Annotated in this window: 16 protein-coding genes; 9 read left to right on the top strand and 7 right to left on the bottom strand. The window is 67.9% G+C overall.

Features of this window, described 5'->3' with window-relative positions:
• The first annotated feature begins 18 nt into the window (after positions 1-18).
• Positions 19-447, top strand: coding sequence for an RDD family protein (locus FGL91_RS14700; protein ID WP_047520095.1), 429 nt, complete (start codon positions 19-21; stop codon positions 445-447).
• A gap of 27 nt (positions 448-474) precedes the next feature.
• Here FGL91_RS14700 and FGL91_RS14695 read toward each other — a convergent pair whose 3' ends face one another.
• Positions 475-966 carry an ATP-dependent zinc protease gene (locus tag FGL91_RS14695; protein ID WP_153244173.1) on the bottom strand — a complete coding sequence of 164 codons (492 nt, stop codon included), beginning with the start codon at positions 964-966 and terminating at the stop codon, positions 475-477.
• 20 nt (positions 967-986) lie between these two features.
• On the opposite strand from FGL91_RS14695, the gene FGL91_RS14690 reads away from it, so the two are divergent.
• The gene (locus tag FGL91_RS14690) at positions 987-2,174 is read left to right on the top strand and encodes a RimK family alpha-L-glutamate ligase (protein WP_047520097.1); all 1,188 of its coding nucleotides are present in this window, start codon (positions 987-989) and stop codon (positions 2,172-2,174) included.
• A gap of 57 nt (positions 2,175-2,231) precedes the next feature.
• On the opposite strand, the gene FGL91_RS14685 is transcribed toward FGL91_RS14690, so the two are convergent.
• Positions 2,232-2,942, bottom strand: coding sequence for a DUF4191 domain-containing protein (locus FGL91_RS14685; RefSeq protein ID WP_047520099.1), 711 nt, complete (start codon positions 2,940-2,942; stop codon positions 2,232-2,234).
• A 289-nt stretch (positions 2,943-3,231) separates the two neighbouring features.
• On the opposite strand from FGL91_RS14685, the gene FGL91_RS19125 reads away from it, so the two are divergent.
• Complete coding sequence (locus FGL91_RS19125; protein WP_227991637.1) at positions 3,232-4,629, top strand: hypothetical protein; 1,398 nt, start codon at positions 3,232-3,234, stop codon at positions 4,627-4,629.
• 9 nt (positions 4,630-4,638) lie between these two features.
• On the opposite strand, the gene sucB is transcribed toward FGL91_RS19125, so the two are convergent.
• The 3 genes from sucB to FGL91_RS14665 all read right to left on the bottom strand — a co-directional run bounded on the left by sucB (position 4,639) and on the right by FGL91_RS14665 (position 9,310).
• Entirely contained in the window at positions 4,639-6,393 is a 1,755-nt protein-coding gene (gene sucB / locus FGL91_RS14675; RefSeq protein WP_153244172.1) for a 2-oxoglutarate dehydrogenase, E2 component, dihydrolipoamide succinyltransferase, read from the bottom strand.
• Positions 6,394-6,460: 67 nt separating this feature from the next.
• Positions 6,461-7,834, bottom strand: a complete 1,374-nt coding sequence (gene lpdA / locus FGL91_RS14670; protein ID WP_153244171.1) for a dihydrolipoyl dehydrogenase — start codon at positions 7,832-7,834, stop codon at positions 6,461-6,463.
• Positions 7,835-7,837: 3 nt separating this feature from the next.
• Entirely contained in the window at positions 7,838-9,310 is a 1,473-nt protein-coding gene (locus FGL91_RS14665; RefSeq protein WP_153244170.1) for a leucyl aminopeptidase, read from the bottom strand.
• 113 nt (positions 9,311-9,423) lie between these two features.
• On the opposite strand from FGL91_RS14665, the gene FGL91_RS14660 reads away from it, so the two are divergent.
• The 3 genes from FGL91_RS14660 to FGL91_RS14650 all read left to right on the top strand — a co-directional run bounded on the left by FGL91_RS14660 (position 9,424) and on the right by FGL91_RS14650 (position 12,467).
• Positions 9,424-10,365: a proteasome assembly chaperone family protein gene (locus FGL91_RS14660; protein ID WP_131491133.1), complete on the top strand. Its 942-nt coding sequence runs from the start codon at positions 9,424-9,426 to the stop codon at positions 10,363-10,365.
• A gap of 168 nt (positions 10,366-10,533) precedes the next feature.
• Positions 10,534-11,775: an RNA polymerase sigma factor gene (locus FGL91_RS14655; protein ID WP_047519402.1), complete on the top strand. Its 1,242-nt coding sequence runs from the start codon at positions 10,534-10,536 to the stop codon at positions 11,773-11,775.
• A complete protein-coding gene (locus FGL91_RS14650) occupies positions 11,772-12,467 on the top strand; it encodes a coenzyme F420-0:L-glutamate ligase (RefSeq protein WP_153244169.1) in 696 nt (231 codons plus the stop codon). Before FGL91_RS14655 ends, FGL91_RS14650 begins: the two co-directional genes overlap by 4 nt.
• A gap of 62 nt (positions 12,468-12,529) precedes the next feature.
• On the opposite strand, the gene FGL91_RS14645 is transcribed toward FGL91_RS14650, so the two are convergent.
• A complete protein-coding gene (locus FGL91_RS14645; RefSeq protein ID WP_153244168.1) occupies positions 12,530-13,546 on the bottom strand; it encodes a sugar-transfer associated ATP-grasp domain-containing protein in 1,017 nt (338 codons plus the stop codon).
• An 80-nt stretch (positions 13,547-13,626) separates the two neighbouring features.
• Here FGL91_RS14645 and FGL91_RS14640 point away from each other — a divergent pair, with 80 nt between their 5' ends.
• Positions 13,627-14,337 (top strand): alanine racemase, encoded by a 711-nt coding sequence (locus tag FGL91_RS14640; RefSeq protein WP_227991636.1) that lies wholly within the window; start codon positions 13,627-13,629, stop codon positions 14,335-14,337.
• The gene (locus tag FGL91_RS14635; RefSeq protein WP_153244167.1) at positions 14,334-15,374 is read left to right on the top strand and encodes an alanine racemase; all 1,041 of its coding nucleotides are present in this window, start codon (positions 14,334-14,336) and stop codon (positions 15,372-15,374) included. Before FGL91_RS14640 ends, FGL91_RS14635 begins: the two co-directional genes overlap by 4 nt.
• A gap of 21 nt (positions 15,375-15,395) precedes the next feature.
• On the opposite strand, the gene FGL91_RS14630 is transcribed toward FGL91_RS14635, so the two are convergent.
• Positions 15,396-15,614, bottom strand: coding sequence for a hypothetical protein (locus FGL91_RS14630; RefSeq protein ID WP_047519411.1), 219 nt, complete (start codon positions 15,612-15,614; stop codon positions 15,396-15,398).
• 181 nt (positions 15,615-15,795) lie between these two features.
• On the opposite strand from FGL91_RS14630, the gene FGL91_RS14625 reads away from it, so the two are divergent.
• A complete protein-coding gene (locus tag FGL91_RS14625; protein ID WP_407665288.1) occupies positions 15,796-17,934 on the top strand; it encodes a DNA gyrase/topoisomerase IV subunit B in 2,139 nt (712 codons plus the stop codon).
• Positions 17,935-17,937 lie beyond the last annotated feature (3 nt).

Raw genomic sequence — 17,937 nt, 5'->3', positions numbered from 1 at the left:
GCTCGGTAGGCTGGGGGAGTGACGGATGCTGTGAACACGTACCCCGGTGAGCGACTCGGACTCCCGGAGTCGGGTACCGGGAGCATCGCCCGCCCCGGTCGGCGCATCGGCGCTCTTCTGATCGACTACGCCGCGGCGACGATCATCGCGACGGGCTTTCTCGGATACGACCAGTTCGCGCTCCCCACGGAGGCCGGGCTCACCCAGTTCGCGCCGATGCTCGTGTTCGCGGTGCTTCAGATCCTCTTCATCCCGACGGCGGGCGGCAGCCCGGGCCACCGCATCCTCGGAATGCGTCTGGTGCGTCGAGACGGCGGCTGGATCGGTCTGTGGCGTCCTGTGGTGCGGACACTGCTGCTCATCGTCGTCGTCCCCGCGGTGATCTGGGACAGCGACCAGCGCGGCCTCCACGACAAGGCCATCGGGACGATCCTGATCCGCGCCTGAGCCGTGATCCGAGCCTGCGCCGAGGGCTCAGACCTTGCCGCGGTTGCGACGTCGCGCTTCGCGGGGTGCGCGGCCGCCGAGGAACGATCGCGCCGGGTCGACGGAGAAACCCCGTCGAAGGGCCTCGCGTCCGATGAGCATGCGGAACCCCATCTCGTCGCGGTTGCTCAGCGTCACCTCCGCGAGGACTTCGCGGTCCACGAGACGGATCAGCAGCTCCACCACGACACGCTCCTGCGCGTGCCCTGAGGAGCTTCGTACGGCCCGACGGTCGTGCACGGGGCACTCCACGACCACGGCGTCCTCCTGGCTGTCCTGCCAGGGTTTGACCTTGAAGCGGACCCAGTTCTCGCCGTCCTGTGCGAACTCCACGATGTCGAAGGCGTGCAAGGACGAGGTGCGCGCACCCGTGTCGATCTTGGCCTTGATCCAGTCCACTCCGAGATCGGGCAGGCTCACCCATTCTCGCCACCCCGTAAGGGTGTTTGAATGGGGGGTAGACCTACTCACCTGATACATCCTGGCAGGAAAAATCCCCCGTGAAGATCGCAGTGCTCTCCCGTGCGCCGCAGGCGTACTCCACCCAGCGACTGCGCGCCGCGGCGCTTCAGCGCGGACACAACGTGAAGGTGTTGAACACCCTGCGTTTCGCGATCGATCTGACTGCCGATGAACCCGATCTCCACTACCGCGGTCGCCAGCTGAGCGACTACGACGCCATCCTGCCGCGCATCGGCAACTCGATCACGTATTTCGGCACCGCCGTGGTGCGGCAGTTCGAGCAGATGGACGTCTACACACCGAACACCGCCAACGGGATCTCGAGTGCCCGCGACAAACTGCGGGCGAACCAGATCCTGTCACGGCACAACATCGCGATGCCGCCGACCGCGTTCGTGCGCAACCGCGCCGACGTGCGACCGGCGATCGAGCGGGTCGGTGGTGCTCCCGTCGTGATCAAGCTCTTGGAGGGAACGCAGGGAATCGGCGTTATCCTCGCTCCGCAGGTCAAGGTGGCCGAGGCGATCATCGAGACGCTCCACTCCACCAAGCAGAACGTCCTGATCCAGAAGTTCATCTCCGAGAGCCGTGGCCGCGACATCCGGGCGCTGGTGGTCGGTGATCGAGTGGTCGCGGCGATGCGTCGTTCCGCGGCCGGCGACGAGTTCCGCTCGAACGTGCACCGCGGCGGATCGGTCGAAGCGATCGAACTGGACCCCGTGTACGAGCGTGCGGCCGTGCGATCCGCCCAGATCATGGGTCTGCGGGTCGCGGGTGTCGACATGCTCGAGGGCGACGACGGCCCGCTGGTCATGGAGGTCAACTCCTCGCCCGGGCTTCAGGGGATCGAGTCCGCGACGAAGCTCGACGTCGCCGGTGCGATCATCGACTACATCGCCGGGCAGGTCGCTTTCCCCGAGATCGACGTCCGCCAGCGTCTGACCGTCTCGACGGGCTACGGCGTCGCCGAGCTCATGGTGCACGGCGCCGTCGACCTGGTCGGGAAGACTCTCGGCGAGGCAGGGCTCTGGGAGCGCGACATCACGGTCCTCACGCTCCACCGCGGCGTCAGCGTGATTCCCAATCCCCGCAAGCACGTCGTGCTGGAAGCGGACGACAGGCTGTTCTGCTTCGGCAAGCTCGACGAGATGCGTTCGATGGTCCCCGAGCGACGCCGTCGTCGCGCGAAGGTCCGCCGCCTGCCACGTCAGCCGCTCTCGGAGTGAGCGAGAACGCGGCCGCCCTCGAAAGAGGACGGCCGCGTTCTTCGTGCGGGTGTCAGCTCACCGCGGGCGCTGGGAGCGCACCTTCGTGGGGTCGATCCCCTTGGGAATCGGCAGCGAGGACAACGACTGCGACACGGACTCCACGCGGCGGATGACGGCAGCCATGGTGGCCTTGTCGATCGCCTTGGGGATCTTCTTGATCGTCTTCGCGAGGTCGGCGATCGCGACCTCGTCTTCCCCGTGTCCGACATAGATCACCGTGATCGGGACGCCGTGTGCGACGCGCTGGGCCTTGCTGCGCTCCTCGTTGACCAGGCGGGTGAGTCGGCCACGCGCGCCCTCGCCCACGACGACGATGCCACCACGGCCGATCGTGCGGTAGACGGCTTCCTGCGTCTTCGGGTTGATGCCGACCGGTGTCTCCGAGGCCTGCCACTTGCGGCCGAGACTGGTGCTGAGCACGTGGCCGGTGGCGCCGGGCATGCCGTCGATCTTCGCGTACATGGCCGACGTCGACAGGCGCGTCATGAGGAACAGCGCGCCGAGGATACCCAGCATCAGGCCGGTGATGCCCCAGAGGATGAGGGTCCAGACCTGGAAGGGCGGGATCAGATAGCCGGCGACGAGGCCGAGGAGGACGCCGCCGATGAGGATCGCGAGCTGTGCCCAGGGAAGCCACGAGTAGGCCTCGCGGGTGAACCGGAAGAGGGACTTGATCTGGGAGAAGAACCCAGGACGCTTTTCGGGTTCAGAAGCACGCTTTGCCATGAGGACCAGCCTACCGAGTCCTCGACCCTCCTGATGTCGGCGTTCGCGCGAAGCGGAGGCGCACGCACCTCTTCTGCACATGCGTGGAAACCCTCGGAGTCTATTCACAATGCCTCCGAACACCCCGTCGAGCGCGCTCGGTGCGCTCTGATGGAGCAATGGCGGAGATCGAAGCGGGTGCCCGACGGGGCGAGGTGCTCCTTCCCGGGGCGCACCGGGTGGTTCGGACACTCGATGGCGCGGAGGGGCCGTTCGCCGGTGCGCTCGTCACCTCTGGGAGGGGGTGGCAGTGCGTGTCGATGCAGCGGCACTCAGCGGCTGGGTGGGGTGGCGCTATGCCGGGGCGGAGCATGTCGCTGCGCCTCTCGATGTGGTGCGTCGGAGGGGAGGGCATGACGTACTGCTGCCGTGGTGCACGGACCGGGTGCTGGGGTTCCTGGTCCGTCGCACGGCTGCGGGCACGGTGCTGACACCCGGGGAGTGCAGCACTCTCGTCATAAGCCTGTTGCGCGGTCTCCACGAGGTCGGGGAGGACCCCGGGGAGGCCCGCAGCGGGGAATGGTGGGTGACCGACGGCGGACGCCCCGTCTTCGTCGTCGGTCAGGGAGGGGATGTGCGGGAGGGCATCGGCGTCATCCTCGAACGGCTGCAGGAGCACAGCCCCGACAAGGTGGTGAAGCGGGTGCTCGACAGCGTCGGGCGAGGGCTGGAGAAGGCGGCTGCGCAGCCGCGCCTCCCGGTCAAGCTGCTGGCACAGTGGGAGCAGGAGTTGCTGGGAGTCGCTGCTCCGCAACCCCTCGATCGCGCGCTGCATGCTCCGGAGCGCGCGCGGGAGGTCGCGCGCGCCGTCACGTCGCACGACCTTCGCGTGTCACCGCGACGCGGGGAGCCTTCTCGATCCGCAGAGGGCCTGCGTGGTCGTCGTCGCGGGAGGAGAGAGTTCCGCCGCTCGCGGGGCGACAGGGACATCGCGGACCGGGTACGGGCGGCGGGCGCCCTCGCGCGTGTGCTCGGCGTAGCGGTGCGGGAACGGACGGCGTTCGCCCGCCGGAACGGGCCCAGGCGAGCGACGGAGAGTGCGGGCGCCGGGAGCGCCGATGTGTCGCGGCGGCGGCGGGCTCTGCTCATCGCAGGTGCGGCTGCCGCGGCGGTGCTGGCCGTCGGGCTGCTGTGGCCCAGCGGGGGAGTGTCCGGAGAGGCTGCGGATGTGGAGGCAGCGGATGTGGAGGGCGGTGCGACTTCCCCGGAACCTTCCACTGCAGCGTCGACCGAGGCCGGGGCGGACTCCGAGGCGACGCAGGATCCCCGTCGACGCGCCGGGTCGCCGGACCCCGACGAGGTGTCGCCGGAGCCGGACGAGGTCACTCCCGCAGAAGACGACCCTGCCGCGGCGGCAGCGTCGTTGCTCCGTGTCATCGCGGACTGTCGGGTTCAGAGCGACGTGTCCTGCGAGGACGCCGTGGCGGAGGGGGCGACCAGGGTCCTGGATGCCCTCGACGCGGCGACGGACGGAACACCGACATTCGAGTTGGTGGATGAGTACGGGGACATCGCCGTCGTTCGTGTCGCCGTGGACGCAGAGGCGGATGCCGCGAACACGTCAGGGCGTCTCATCATGGTGCTTCTCCGCACGCAAGAGAAATGGCTGGTCCGCGACGTGTATGACGTCGCGGACCAGCCAGGGTGAACTCTCGGGTCAGGCGCCGAGCTGAGCGGCGAACTGAGCCGACTCGAGGCGTGCCTTGACGGCGCCCAGGAAGCGGGCAGCGTCGGCACCGTCGATGATCCGGTGGTCGTAGGAGAGTGCGAGATACACGTACGACCGGACAGCGATGGCATCTGCACCGCCGACCTTCACGAGACCGGGGCGCTTCACGACCGTTCCGGTGCCCAGGATCGCCGACTGCGGGAGGAAGACCACCGGAGTGTCGAAAAGGGCACCACGGGAACCCGTGTTGGTCAGCGTGAACGTTCCACCGGCGAGCTCGTCGGGCTTCAGCTTGTTGTCGCGGGTCCGGGCGGCGAGATCGGCGATCTCATGAGCGATCTGCGCGATGTTCTTCGAGGCGGCGTCGCGCAGCACGGGGGTGAGCAGTCCGCGCTCGGTGTCGACCGCGATCGACACGTTCTCGCTTTCGGGGTACACGATGTTCTCGCCGTCGACCGTGGCGTTGATGATCGGGAAGGCCTGGAGGGCCTCGGCGGTCGCCAGCGCGAAGAACGGTAGGAAGGAGAGCTTGTCGCCCGTCTTCTCGAGGAAGGACGCCTTGACACTGTCGCGGTACTCGGCCAGAGCCGTGACATCGACCTCGACGACCGTCGTCAGCTGAGCGGTCTGCTGCATCGACTCGACCGCACGCTTGGCGAGGACCTTCCGCAGACGCGACATCGGCTGGGTGGTGCCGCGCAGCGGGGAGACCTCGAGCGGCGCCGGGGCGGGAGCGCTGGCTGCGGCGGGCGCAGCGGACGCGGTCTCAGCGGCCTTGAGGACGTCTTCCTTGCGGATACGACCCCCCACGCCGGTTCCCTGGACGGAGGCGAGATCGACTCCCTGCTGCGAGGCCAGACGGCGCACGAGGGGCGTCACGTAGAGGTTGTCGCTCTCGGTCGGCAGCGTGAGCTTCGGTGCAGCGGGAGCGGCGGCGGGTGCCGGAGCAGCGGCCGCCGCGGGAGCAGCCGGAGCCGCAGCCGGTGCAGGAGCAGCAGCCGGCGCTTCGGTGGCCGGGGCCGGGGTAGCGGCGGGTGCCTCCGCAGCGGGTGCCTCCGCAGCGGGCGCTTCCGGCTCGGAGGCGGATGCCGGAGCAGCACCCGAACCGACGCGGGCGAGCACGGCGCCGACGGCGACGGTCTCGTCTTCTCCGGCAATGATCTCCTGGAGCACGCCGGCGACCGGCGAGGGGATCTCGGTGTCGACCTTGTCGGTGGAGATCTCCAGAAGAGCCTCGTCGACGGCGACCTCGTCACCCACCTGCTTCAGCCAACGGGTGACGGTGCCCTCGGTGACGCTCTCGCCCAGTTCCGGAAGCACGATGTCGGTCGCATCGCCTGCGGACGCCGACGGCGCCGACTCGGCGGCCGGGGCGGGTGTCTCCGCCGCAGGTGCGGGTGCCGCCTGCTCAGCCGGCGCGGATGCCTCGGGTGCGGCTTCGGCAGGAGCCTCTTCGGCAGCCGGGGCGGCAGCGGCCGGGGCGTCCTGGGTCGGAGCGGCACTGCTGCCGTCGCCGATGCGGGCCAGGAGGGCACCGACCTCGACGGTCTCATCCTCGGCCACGAGGATCTCCTCGATCACACCGGTGACAGGGGAGGGGATCTCGGTGTCGACCTTGTCGGTCGAGATCTCGAGCAGGCCCTCGTCCGCCTGCACGGTGTCTCCCACCTGCTTGAGCCAGCGGGTGACCGTACCCTCTGTGACGCTCTCGCCGAGAGCGGGGAGGACGACGGATGTGCTCATGACTGAGTCTCCTTCAGGAAGTTGTATGACGCTTGTCTAGCTTAGTGACTCGGGCACCGGTTGGTGCTCAGAGGGCGTGCAGGGGCTTGCCGGCAAGGGCGAGGAACGCCTCGCCGAGTGCCTCGCTCTGGGTCGGGTGCGCGTGGATGAGAGGAGCGATGTCCTCCGGATGCGCTTCCCAGGCGACGGCCAGCTGCCCCTCGGTGATGAGCTCGCCGACGCGGTCGCCGAGCAGGTGGACACCGATGACGGGGCCGTCCTTGAGGCGGACGACCTTCACGAGACCACCGGTTCCGATGATCTCGCTCTTGCCATTCCCCGCGAGGTTGTACTCGTAGGCGACGATCGCGTCCGCGCCGTGTTCGGCTGCGGCCGCCTCTTCGGTCACGCCGACCGAGGCGACCTCAGGACTCGAGTAGGTGACCTTGGGGATCTGCGCATCGGGGATGTTCACCGGCGAGAGACCCGCGATCCGTTCGGCGACGGCGATGCCCTGCTGGAATCCGCGATGTGCGAGCTGGAGGCCGGGGACGATGTCGCCGACGGCCCAGAGCCCCGGAACACCGGTGCGCAGGTCTTCGTCGACGATCACGAAGCCACGATCGAGCGTGACGCCCGCCTCCTCGAAGCCGAGATCGGCGGTCACCGGACCACGCCCGACGGCGACGAGCAGGTAGTCGGCGGTGAACTCCTTGCCGTCTTCGAGCGTGACGGTGACGGAGGAATCGTCTTGAACCGCGCTCCGGAAGCGGGTGCCGAGGGAGTACTGGATGCCACGTCGGCGGAACGCCCTCTCCAGTCCCTTGCTGAGGGCGATGTCCTCGTTCGGGACGAGATGGGGGAGCGCCTCGATGATCGTGACCTCCGAGCCGAACGAACGCCACACGCTGGCGAACTCGACTCCGATCACGCCTCCACCGAGGATGAGGACCCGCTCCGGGATGACGTCGAGGGCGAGGGCCTGCTCGCTCGTGAGGACGCGTCCGCCGATCTCGAGGCCGGGGAGCGTTCGGCTGTACGATCCGGTCGCGAGCACGACATCCGCGCCGACATAGACGTCGTCGCCGACGCTCACGCTGCGGTCCGGGTTCAGGCGACCGAGTCCGGCGACCGTGGTGATGCCGCGAGCCTTGACGAGTCCCTCGAGGCCCTTGAACTTCTTGGCGACGATGCCCTCGCGGTACGTACGGACTCCTGCCGGGTCGACGCCTTCCAGCGTGGCGGTCACGCCGACGGAAGCGGCATCGCGCACGTGCTCGGCGACCTCTGCCGCGTGCAGCAGGGCCTTGGTGGGGATGCACCCGCGGTGCAGGCAGGTCCCACCGACCTTGTCCTTCTCGATCAGCGCGACGGACTTGCCGAGTTCGCTCGCGCGCAACGCCGCGGCGTATCCGCCGCTTCCGCCGCCCAGGACGACGATGTCGAAGGTGTGGGTTGTCATAGGTCATGCCTCCTTGTGGGATGCTTCGGCGAAGGCGACGATCGATCGGACCATCGCTCCGGTGGGGCCCTTCTCGGTGAAACCGTACGGGGCGCCGGCATGTTCGCCGGATCCCGCGATGTCGAGGTGCACCCAGGGGATGCGGGGAGCGTCCTCAGCGTCCGAGGTGCGCCCGACGAAGCGCCGCAGGAACAGTCCTGCATAGGAGGCGCCGCCCATCCGGTCACTCATGTTCGCGTTCTGCAGGTCGGCGATGGGGGACTCGAGCGACTCCTCCATGTAGTCCGGCAGCGGCATGTGCCAGGCGGGCTCGTCGACCTGGGCGGTTGCCGAGATGAAGGACGAGACCGTCTCGACGTCGCCGAAGACTCCGGTGTGCCGGTGGCCGAGTGCGGCGACGATGGCGCCCGTGAGGGTCGCCACATCGATGATGACGTCCGGATTCTCGCGGCTCGCGGCCACGAGGCCGTCTGCGAGGACGAGCCGTCCCTCGGCGTCGGTGTTCTGGACCTCCACCGTGGTGCCGTCGAGGATGCGGATGACGTCGCCCGGGCGCAACGCACGACCCGAGGGCATGTTGTCGGTGATGCAGAGCCACGCGGTGACGTGGACGGGGAGGCCGAGTGCGGCGATCGCCCGGATCGCGGCGAGGGACGTCGCGGCGCCCGCCATGTCGAACTTCATGCCGACCATCGAGGCCGCGGGCTTCAGGGACAAGCCCCCGGTGTCGAACGTGATGCCCTTGCCGACGAGCGCGATGTGTCGCACAGCGTCAGCGGGGGAGTAGTCGAGGCGAACGAGACGCGGCGGCCGGTCGGAGCCCTGTCCCACGCCCAGGATGCCGCCGAAGCCCTGCTCGGCGAGGGCCGTCTCGTCGAAGATCTCGACCGTGACATCGAGGTCGGCGACGCTGTCAGCCGCGCTCTGAGCGAGCTGCGCGGGGCTCTGCCACTCGGCGGGCACGTTCACGAGGTCCTTGATGAGCGCGACCGCCCCGCCGATGACCTGGGCGTGCGCGACGTCTTCATCGTCGAGCGCGGCGTGCAGAGTGATCTCGCCAGCGCGCGTCTTGCCCTTCTCGGTGCGGTAGCCGTCGAACTTGTGTCCACCGAGCACAGCGCCCTCTGCGGCTGCCGGGGCGAAGCCCTCGAGCCCGTCGGCGAGGGCGACCGCGACGTGCTCGAAGCCGGTCAGCGTGCGCAGCGCCGTTCCGGCCGCATTGCGCACCGCCGCGGCATCCGGCGTGCTGCCGGCGCCGACGACGGCGAACGGCAGGGAGGTCACCTCGGGGGCATACACGCGGGTGAAGGATCCGGCGGAGCCGGTGAATCCGACACCGGCCAAGGCATCCGCGAGGCCGGGATAACCGGCCAGTGATTCCGCCGACTCGGGGAGAGCGGCGACGACGAGCACTGCGGCATCGGCAGCGCTTCCGGGGAACTGAGCGGTGGTGTGCGAGAGCACGGGAAGCGTCATGTCTCCATCCTAGGATCTCCGCCGGTGCGGGGAGTCGCGCGCCGGGTGGGTGTGTTCGCTCTCAGCGAGACGGCTCGGGGCCCGGCACCGGGACCTGCTCGTAGCATGGACACATGCCCTTCTCCGGAGAGATCCACGAACGCGTCGCGAATGCGCCGACCGTGCCGCACGGCCTGCCACTGGTGCTGCTTCTCACCGGCTTCACCGACGCGGGGAGTGCAGTCTCCGGGCTCATCGAGCACCTGCGTGAGACAGCCTCTCCTGAGCCCGTCGTGGTCTTCGACAACGATGCCCTTCTCGACTACCGTGCGCGGCGGCCGGTGATCTCGTTCGATCAGGACCATCTCACCGAGTTCAAGCCATCGCGGCTCGAGTTGTCGCTCGCGACGGACGCGCTCGGTCGTCCTTTCCTGCTCCTCGCCGGCTACGAGCCTGACTTCGCCTGGAACCGCTTCGCGGACACCGTCCTCGCGCTGGCTGCCGAGTTCGAGGTCTCCGGGTTCCACTGGGTCCATTCGATCGCCATGCCGGTTCCGCACACGCGTCCCATCGGTACGACGGTCAGCGGCAATCGTCGGGAGCTCACCGTCGCGCACTCCGTCTGGCGTCCGCGCACCCAGGTGCCGGCGACGGCAGGGCACCTGCTCGAGTTCCGTTTCGTCGAGCGCGGCGACCGCGCCGTCGGTTTCGTGCTGCTGGTGCCGCACTACCTCGCCGAGACGGAGAACCCGGATGCGGTGATCGCCGCCGCCGAGCGGCTGATGGCCTCGACGGGGCTCGTGCTGATGCTGGACGAGGTGCAGGAGCGTCGCGAAGACTACGTGGCCCGTGTCGACGAACAGGTCGCCGGGAACGATGAGCTCCAGCAGATGGTCCACAACCTCGAGCGCCGATACGACGCGTACATGGCGGGTCGGAACCCCGACGACGACTCGTACGACGAGGGCGGGTTCAGCGAGCGTGATCTTCCCAGCGCCGACGAACTGGCTGCGGAACTGGAGCGCTATCTCGCCTCCCGTCCCTCCGGCGACGAGGACAAGCCCGGCCGGGCCTGAGCCCGTTCGGGGAGAACTTCGTCGGAATGCGCCTGCATCGCCACACGTGTGCGATACTAGGACTCTGACCCGTTGTCAATCGGCGTTTTCGAGCGCTGGACTTGACAAGGGTCTTACTAGTGTCCGAAATGTCCCGGGGTGAGAGATTCGCCCCGTGAAAGGCGAAACGTGACTCCTGCCACGACGAAGAACACCCGGACGAAGAAGGCTGCCGCTGAGACCGCCGTCGACGCCCAGGTCGAGGCCGAAGCGTCTGAGAAGCCCGCGCCCTTGAGCGCTGCCAAGCGCGCTGCTGCCAAGCGCGCCCCGGTCAAGAAGAAGAAGTCCGACGACGTCGTCGAAGAAGACGAGGCCCCTGTCGTCGCTGCGGAGGACGCCGACGAAGAGGACGAGGACTCCAAGCCGAAGTTCACCGAGCCGCTGCCGACCGGCGCCATCGTCATCTCGTCCAACGACGACGAAGACGTGCCGGTCTACTCGACGCAGATCACCGGCGCCACGGCTGACCCGGTCAAGGACTACCTGAAGCAGATCGGTAAGGTCGCTCTGCTGAACGCCGCCGAAGAGGTCGAGCTCGCGATGCGCATCGAAGCCGGTCTCTTCGCCGAGGAGAAACTGTCAGCGATGACGCCGGCCGAGAAGACGAGTCAGCTCGGTCTCGACCTGCAGTGGGTCGCCCGCGACGGTCAGCGCGCGAAGAGTCACCTGCTCGGAGCGAACCTCCGACTCGTCGTCTCGCTCGCGAAGCGCTACACGGGCCGCGGCATGCAGTTCCTGGACCTGATCCAGGAGGGCAACCTCGGTCTCATCCGCGCGGTCGAGAAGTTCGACTACACCAAGGGCTTCAAGTTCTCGACGTACGCCACCTGGTGGATCCGTCAGGCGATCACGCGCGCGATGGCCGACCAGGCCCGCACGATCCGTATCCCGGTGCACATGGTCGAGGTCATCAACAAGCTCGCCCGCGTGCAGCGTCAGATGCTCCAGGACCTGGGACGCGAGCCCACCCCGGAAGAGCTCAGCCGTGAGCTCGACATGACGCCGGAGAAGGTCGTCGAGGTCCAGAAGTACGGCCGCGAGCCGATCTCGCTGCACACGCCGCTCGGTGAGGACGGCGACAGCGAGTTCGGTGATCTCATCGAAGACACCGAGGCCGTCGTGCCAGCGGATGCCGTGGGCTTCACCATGCTGCAGCGCCAGCTCGAGCAGCTCCTGGACTCGCTGTCCGAGCGCGAAGCTGGTGTGATCCGCATGCGCTTCGGCCTGGGCGACGGTCAGCCGAAGACCCTCGACCAGATCGGCGACACGTTCGGGGTGACGCGCGAGCGCATCCGTCAGATCGAGTCGAAGACCATGGCGAAGCTCCGGCACCCGAGCCGCTCGCAGTCGCTGCGGGACTACCTCGAATGAGCCAGGCGAACGACGGCAAGGCGCTCGAGACGGTCGTCGACGGCACGAGCTATGCGCGTATCCCGCTGCGCACCCGTGTGGTCATGCCCGAGGACGACCTCGACGCGATCATCACGGAGTATGCGAAGGATGCGGTGCAGCCGGGCGACCTGCTGTTCGTGACCGAGAAGATCGTGGCGATCACCCAGGGGCGGTCGTACCGTCTCGACGAGATCAAGCCGCGCAAGCTCGCGCTGTTCCTCTCGAAGTACGTCACGCGCACGCCGTACGGGATCGGACTCGGCATGCCCGAGACGATGGAGATGGCGCTCCGCGAATGCGGCACGCCCCGAATCCTGTTCGCGTCCGCCGTGGCCGCCGTCACCAAAGCGTTCGGTCGCCGTGGTGACTTCTACCGCATCGCGGGTGACAAGGCGCGTGCCATCGACGGTCCCACCAAGCACACGATCCCGCCCTACAACGAGGCGGTCGTGCTCGGACCCAAGGACCCGGATGGCGTCGCCGCTCGGCTGAAGGCGTTGATCGGTGGCCAGGCAGAGGTCGCCGTCGTCGACATCAACGACCTGGGTGGCAACATCCTCGGCTCGACGCTCGACAAGAACGGTGAGCACCGGCTCGTGAAGATCCTCGGTGACAACCCGCTCGGTCAGGGACTGGAGTCCACGCCGCTCGGGATCGTCCGCGCGGTCTGAACCGCTCAGATCTACGGAGAAGGCCCCGGATGCGCAGAGCATCCGGGGCCTTCTGTGTTTCCTCAGAAGCCGATGACCTCGCGGTAGCGCGGCTTGTGGCCGGTGCGGATGCCGGTCACGCTGGGCTTGTTCTCGTACACTCCTGCTCCCCAGTTGCCCTCGACGAGAACGGGGCCGTCGGGGGAGACCACGATGTCCCAGCCCACGTACTGCACCTGCGGCACGACGCGCGCGACGTCGTCGATGAAGGCTCGAACCTCCTCCATGTGCGGCAGCTGGAAGTCGGCGATGCGGAAGCCGGAATCCGGATGCGTCTCGTGCACATGTCCGTGGGAGTCGTACCCGGCGCCGATCGCGTGCCCGTTCTGGTCGAGCATCGTGTAGAAGCCGCCGAAGGTCATCTGGTCGCTGACAGCGCCACGGCCGAACTTCTGCGCGATCGCGAGGATGTGCGCTTTCTCACCGTCGAAGAAGGCGGTGATGCGCGTCGTGTTCACGGTGCCGGGGCAGACGGCGGCCAGGGCGTCGTGCTGCCGGATCACCTCTTCGATGAGGAGCTCGCCGCGGTCCAGCAGTCCGCGATGGAACTCGTCCCAGTCGTCGATGTCCGCCGCGTGATAGCGATGCACACCGGTTCCCGCCTGCCCGACCGGCTCCTTCGTGACGATCGTGCCGAGGCGCTCGGTCAGCTCGCGCACCGCATCCGCGTTGCCTTCCTCGACCGTCATCCACTCGCGTTTCAGGAAGGGGGAGAACTGCTTGTCGAACTCGACCTTGTCCTGGAAGATCCAGCGGTAGTCAGGGTGGTCGAATCGCTGCGAGAGCTGGTTCGACACGGGGTGGGTCATGTAGGTCTCGCGCTCCGCCTTGGTGAGCATGGCGAAGTCGTAGTCGATGTAGTCCTGGAACCCGACGTTGTGCCGGGCCGCGGACCAGAGCATGTCGACGACGATGGCAGGGACGGCCTTGTGGTGCTGTTCCGATGCCTCCTTGGCCCGTTCCACCACCGATCCGACGTCGATGCGGCGAGCACGTCCCAGCAGGTAGCGGATGCGGGGCGCGAGAGAAAGACGAGACATATGGCTCCAGGGTCGGGGTCCCCACCAGTCTACGGGGGACTCGGAGGTCCACCTGGGAGGCGGAAGCTAGGGTGGAGGACGTGTGTGAGACGACTTCCAGCGCCCTGCCTTTCGCGATGATCTCCCGCTCGGCGCTGGCGGCAGGCGCGTCGGCGGCAGTGGGCGCAGGCGGACATGTCGCGGATCTGCGACGCGATGCCTGGGGCCACGGAATCCTCGCCGTCGCGCAGGCGGTGACCGCCGCCGGCGCCGAACGGGTGCTGGTCGATTCCGTCGGTGAGATCGAGGCGCTGCGGTTGGAGGGAATCGTCGGGGTGACCTCGGATGAGGCGGATATCGACCCGACTCTGCTCTACGGGCTGCCGGACGAGCACGGAGTCCTCTCGACGCAGCCGGTGATGCGCCTCAGCGGCCGAGTGATGTCCACCAAACGCTTGCGCGCCGGGGATGCGGTGTCGTACGGGTACACCTTCCGTGCGCCCGCGGAGACCACCGTGGCGTTGGTGACGGGCGGTTATGCGCAAGGGATCGTCCGTGCCCTCGGGAATCACGCACACGTCGACGTCGCCGGGACGGCGCGACCCATCATCGGACGGGTCGCGATGGATGTCTGCGTCGTGGACCTGGAAGGCCCGGAGGTCGACATCGCGCCCGGATCGGAGGTCACCTATTTCGGTGGGTGGGGCACGGCCAAGGCCGGAGTCGCCCGATGGAGCGCGATCACCGGGCTGACGGCGGCGGAACTCGTCACGGTCGCGGGCGCGCACGCTGTGCGGGGGTGGGAGGCATGACCCGCCCGCAGCTGCGGATCAGCAGTGACGTCTTCCGCGCGAACGTCGATGCCGTCAAGGCGCGGATCGCGCCGTCGACCCTCATGCTCGTGCTCAAGGACGACGCCTACGGCCACGGGCTCGCGTGGGCGGTCGAGGCGGCGTCGAAGGCGGGCGTCGACTGGTTCGGGAGCTACGACATCGCGGGCGGCTCAGAGGTTCGGCGCGTCGTCGGAGGAGACGCGCGCATCTTCGCCTGGGCCACCTCCACGGACGCGGAGGTCGATGACGCTCTGCTGCACCGCATCGATCTCGGAGTCGGCACCGCCGAGTATCTGCGACGGATCATCGCCCGCGCGGAGGCGCTGGGCGCACGGGCGCGCGTGCACCTCAAGATCGACACGGGCCTGCACCGCAACGGCATACTCCCAGAGGACTGGGCCGACGTCGTCTCCGAGGTCAGGGCCGCGGAGGCCGCAGGACTCCTCGAATTGGAGGGGGTCTGGAGCCATATCGCTGAGGCGAGCGATGCGGAGGACGACGAGGCGCAGGCAGTGTTCCTCGACGCCGTGCGAGTGGTGGGGGAGTCGGGTCCGGTTCCGCGCGCATTGCACCTGACCGCGTCGGCGGCATCCTGGTGGCGACCGGAGCTGCGTGGCTCGGTCTCGCGCATCGGAGCGTTCTGCTACGGCATCCGATCCGCGGACGGCCCGGACCTCGAGGGTGTGCGACCTGCAGCAAGCCTCGTCGCGACGGTCGTCGAGGTCGACGGTGATGATGCCGTGATCGCGATCGGCAGCTTCGACGGTCTGCCGTCGACCTTGGGCGGAGCGAGCGTGGGGACCCCCGGTGGAGCCCGAGTGCTCACCGCCGTGGGTCAGACGACGTCGATCGTCGACCGCTGGCCGGGAGCCCGAGTCGGCGACGAAGTGACGCTGTTCGGCGCGGGCGAATCCGGGGAGTCTTCCGCGACCACGCTCGCCGAGCGGATCGACACGGTCGGCGAAGAGATCCTCACCCGGCTCACCGCGCGAGTGCGCAGGGTCGTGATCGACTGACCGCTGGCCCGTCGAGGGTGATCAGACGGCTTCGATGAGACGCGCGGTCTCGTCGTGCCAGCTGGTGGCGACGCTGCGGAGCTTCTCTTCGTACTTGCGGCCGTGGTGGGCGCAGAACAGGAGCTCGGAGCCGTTCACCTCGGCGGCGATGTACGCCTGCGCACCGCAGGAATCGCAACGATCCATGGCGGTCAGGCGGAACTCGACAGTGGAGGTGTCACGTTCGGTCGTTGCGTTCATCTCGGTGCCTCCTCGGGTGTCGGCTTCGCTTCGTGATTTGGTCAATACAACCACGCTGTACCTGTGTGCATGCCCGGTTTGCGGCGTGTTTCGCTCAGCGCGTACGCGTGCGCCTCGGACTCGCTCCGCGTGGGGAGTGTCGGCAGCCCGAGCGGAGGTGGCGAGAATAGACTCGGAGATTGTGAATGCCGAGTATTCTGCCCACCATCTCCAGGTGCTTGAGGGGCTCGAGGCTGTCCGCAAACGCCCGGGTATGTACATCGGGTCGAACGGCTCCCCGGGTCTCATGCACTGCCTCTGGGAGATCATCGACAACTCCGTCGACGAAGCGGTGGCGGGCAACGGCTCGAAGATCGACATCATCCTGCACAGTGACGGCAGCGTGGAGGTGCACGACCGCGGGCGCGGAATCCCCGTCGACGTCGAACCCCGGACCGGTCTGAGCGGTGTCGAGGTCGTCTACACGAAGCTGCACGCGGGTGGGAAGTTCGGAGGCGGCTCGTACGCTGCGTCCGGTGGTCTGCATGGAGTCGGTGCCTCGGTGGTGAATGCGCTCTCCGAGCGGCTCGACGTCGAGGTCGACCGCGGTGGCAAGACCTATGCGATGTCCTTCCACCGCGGCGAACCGGGCATCTTCACGGACTCCGGCGAGAAGCGTCCTGACGCGCCGTTCACCCCCTTCGAGGAGAAGAGCGAGCTGCGGGTCGTGGGCAAGGCGCCACGAGGGGTCACCGGCACGCGTGTCCGTTACTGGGCGGATCGTCAGATCTTCACGAAGGACGCGGCGTTCCAACTCGCTGAGCTCGAGACCCGTGCGCGGCAGACCGCCTTCCTCGTTCCCGGTCTCGAGATCGTGGTGAAGGATGAGCGCGCCGTCGCCGTCCCCGAGCTCTCGAACGTCACCGAGGAGGAGGGCGCCGGGCCCGTCGCGGCCCCCGCGCCCGTGGAGACCTCGTACCTCTATGAGGGCGGTATCTCCGAGTTCGTCGACTACCTGGCGATCGACCCTCCGGTGACCGACACCTGGCGCATCCAGGGAGAAGGCACGTTCAAGGAGACCGTCCCGGTGCTCCAGGCGGACGGTCACATGATCGCCACCGAGGTCGAGCGTGTCTGCGCGGTCGACATCGCGCTGCGCTGGGGAACCGGCTACGACACCCGGGTCCGCTCGTTCGTCAACATCATCGCGACGCCCAAGGGCGGAACCCACCAGCAGGGCTTCGAACAGGAACTCCTCAAGGTCCTCCGGACCCAGGTCGAGCAGAACGCCCGCCGCCTCAAGGTCGGCAACGACAAGCTCGAGAAGGACGATGTGCTGGCCGGGCTCACCGCGGTGCTCACGGTCAACGTTCCGGAGCCGCAGTTCGAGGGTCAGACCAAAGAGGTCCTCGGGACGCCGGCCGTCCGACAGATCGTGGCGCAGGTGATCCGCAAGGATCTCGCCCAGCGCTTCACGTCGACCAAGCGCGACGACAAGAACCAGGCATCACAGCTCCTGGACAAGATCGTCTCGGAGATGAAGGCCCGTGTCTCGGCGCGCGCCCACAAGGAGACGCAGCGACGCAAGAATGCGCTCGAGTCCTCGACGCTTCCGACGAAGCTGGTCGACTGCCGTACCAACGAGGTCGATCGCAGCGAGCTGTTCATCGTCGAGGGTGACTCGGCTCTCGGCACGGCCAAGAACGCACGCAACAGCGAGTTCCAAGCGCTCCTCCCGATCCGCGGCAAGATCCTCAACGTGCAGAAGGCTTCCGTGGGGGACATGCTCTCCAACGCGGAGTGCGCATCGATCATCCAGGTGATCGGCGCCGGCTCGGGCCGGACGTTCGATCTCAGCGCGGCACGCTACGGGAAGATCATCCTGATGAGCGACGCCGACGTGGACGGCGCGCACATCCGCACACTGTTGCTCACCCTGTTCTTCCGCTACATGCGGCCGCTGATCGAGGACGGCCGTGTCTTCGCTGCCGTTCCCCCGCTGCATCGGGTGATCGTGATGAACCCGGGCTCGAAGCCCAACGAGACGATCTACACCTACAGCGAGCAGGAGATGCAGGCCTTGCTCACCAAGCTCCGCAAGGCCGGCAAGCGCTGGCACGAGCCGATCCAGCGCTACAAGGGACTCGGCGAGATGGATGCCGAGCAGCTGGCCAACACGACCATGGACCGCTCCGGGCGTCTGCTGCGTCGGGTGCGCATGGAGGATGCGGAGGCGGCAGGCCGTATGTTCGAGCTGCTGATGGGCAACGAGGTCGCCCCGCGGCGCGAGTTCATCATCGAGTCCTCCGACCGGCTCTCGCGCGAGTCGATCGACGCCTGACCT

It is taken from the genome of Microbacterium sp. CBA3102 (assembly GCF_007954505.1).
GTDB classification, from domain to species: domain Bacteria; phylum Actinomycetota; class Actinomycetes; order Actinomycetales; family Microbacteriaceae; genus Microbacterium; species Microbacterium aurugineum.
The sequence above is the reverse complement of the archived record's forward strand: the minus strand, read 5'-3'. Positions and strand labels throughout refer to the sequence as shown.

Bases quoted from the DNA above. Each gene is read 5' to 3' on its own strand.
- FGL91_RS14695 (WP_153244173.1), bottom strand. From the start codon at position 966: ATGTATCAGGTGAGTAGGTCTACCCCCCATTCAAACACCCTTACGGGG.
- FGL91_RS14685 (WP_047520099.1), bottom strand. From the start codon at position 2,942: ATGGCAAAGCGTGCTTCTGAACCCGAAAAGCGTCCTGGGTTCTTCTCC.
- sucB (WP_153244172.1), bottom strand. From the start codon at position 6,393: ATGAGCACATCCGTCGTCCTCCCCGCTCTCGGCGAGAGCGTCACAGAG.
- lpdA (WP_153244171.1), bottom strand. From the start codon at position 7,834: ATGACAACCCACACCTTCGACATCGTCGTCCTGGGCGGCGGAAGCGGC.
- FGL91_RS14665 (WP_153244170.1), bottom strand. From the start codon at position 9,310: ATGACGCTTCCCGTGCTCTCGCACACCACCGCTCAGTTCCCCGGAAGC.
- FGL91_RS14660 (WP_131491133.1), top strand. From the start codon at position 9,424: ATGCCCTTCTCCGGAGAGATCCACGAACGCGTCGCGAATGCGCCGACC.
- FGL91_RS14650 (WP_153244169.1), top strand. From the start codon at position 11,772: ATGAGCCAGGCGAACGACGGCAAGGCGCTCGAGACGGTCGTCGACGGC.
- FGL91_RS14645 (WP_153244168.1), bottom strand. From the start codon at position 13,546: ATGTCTCGTCTTTCTCTCGCGCCCCGCATCCGCTACCTGCTGGGACGT.
- FGL91_RS14635 (WP_153244167.1), top strand. From the start codon at position 14,334: ATGACCCGCCCGCAGCTGCGGATCAGCAGTGACGTCTTCCGCGCGAAC.
- FGL91_RS14630 (WP_047519411.1), bottom strand. From the start codon at position 15,614: ATGAACGCAACGACCGAACGTGACACCTCCACTGTCGAGTTCCGCCTG.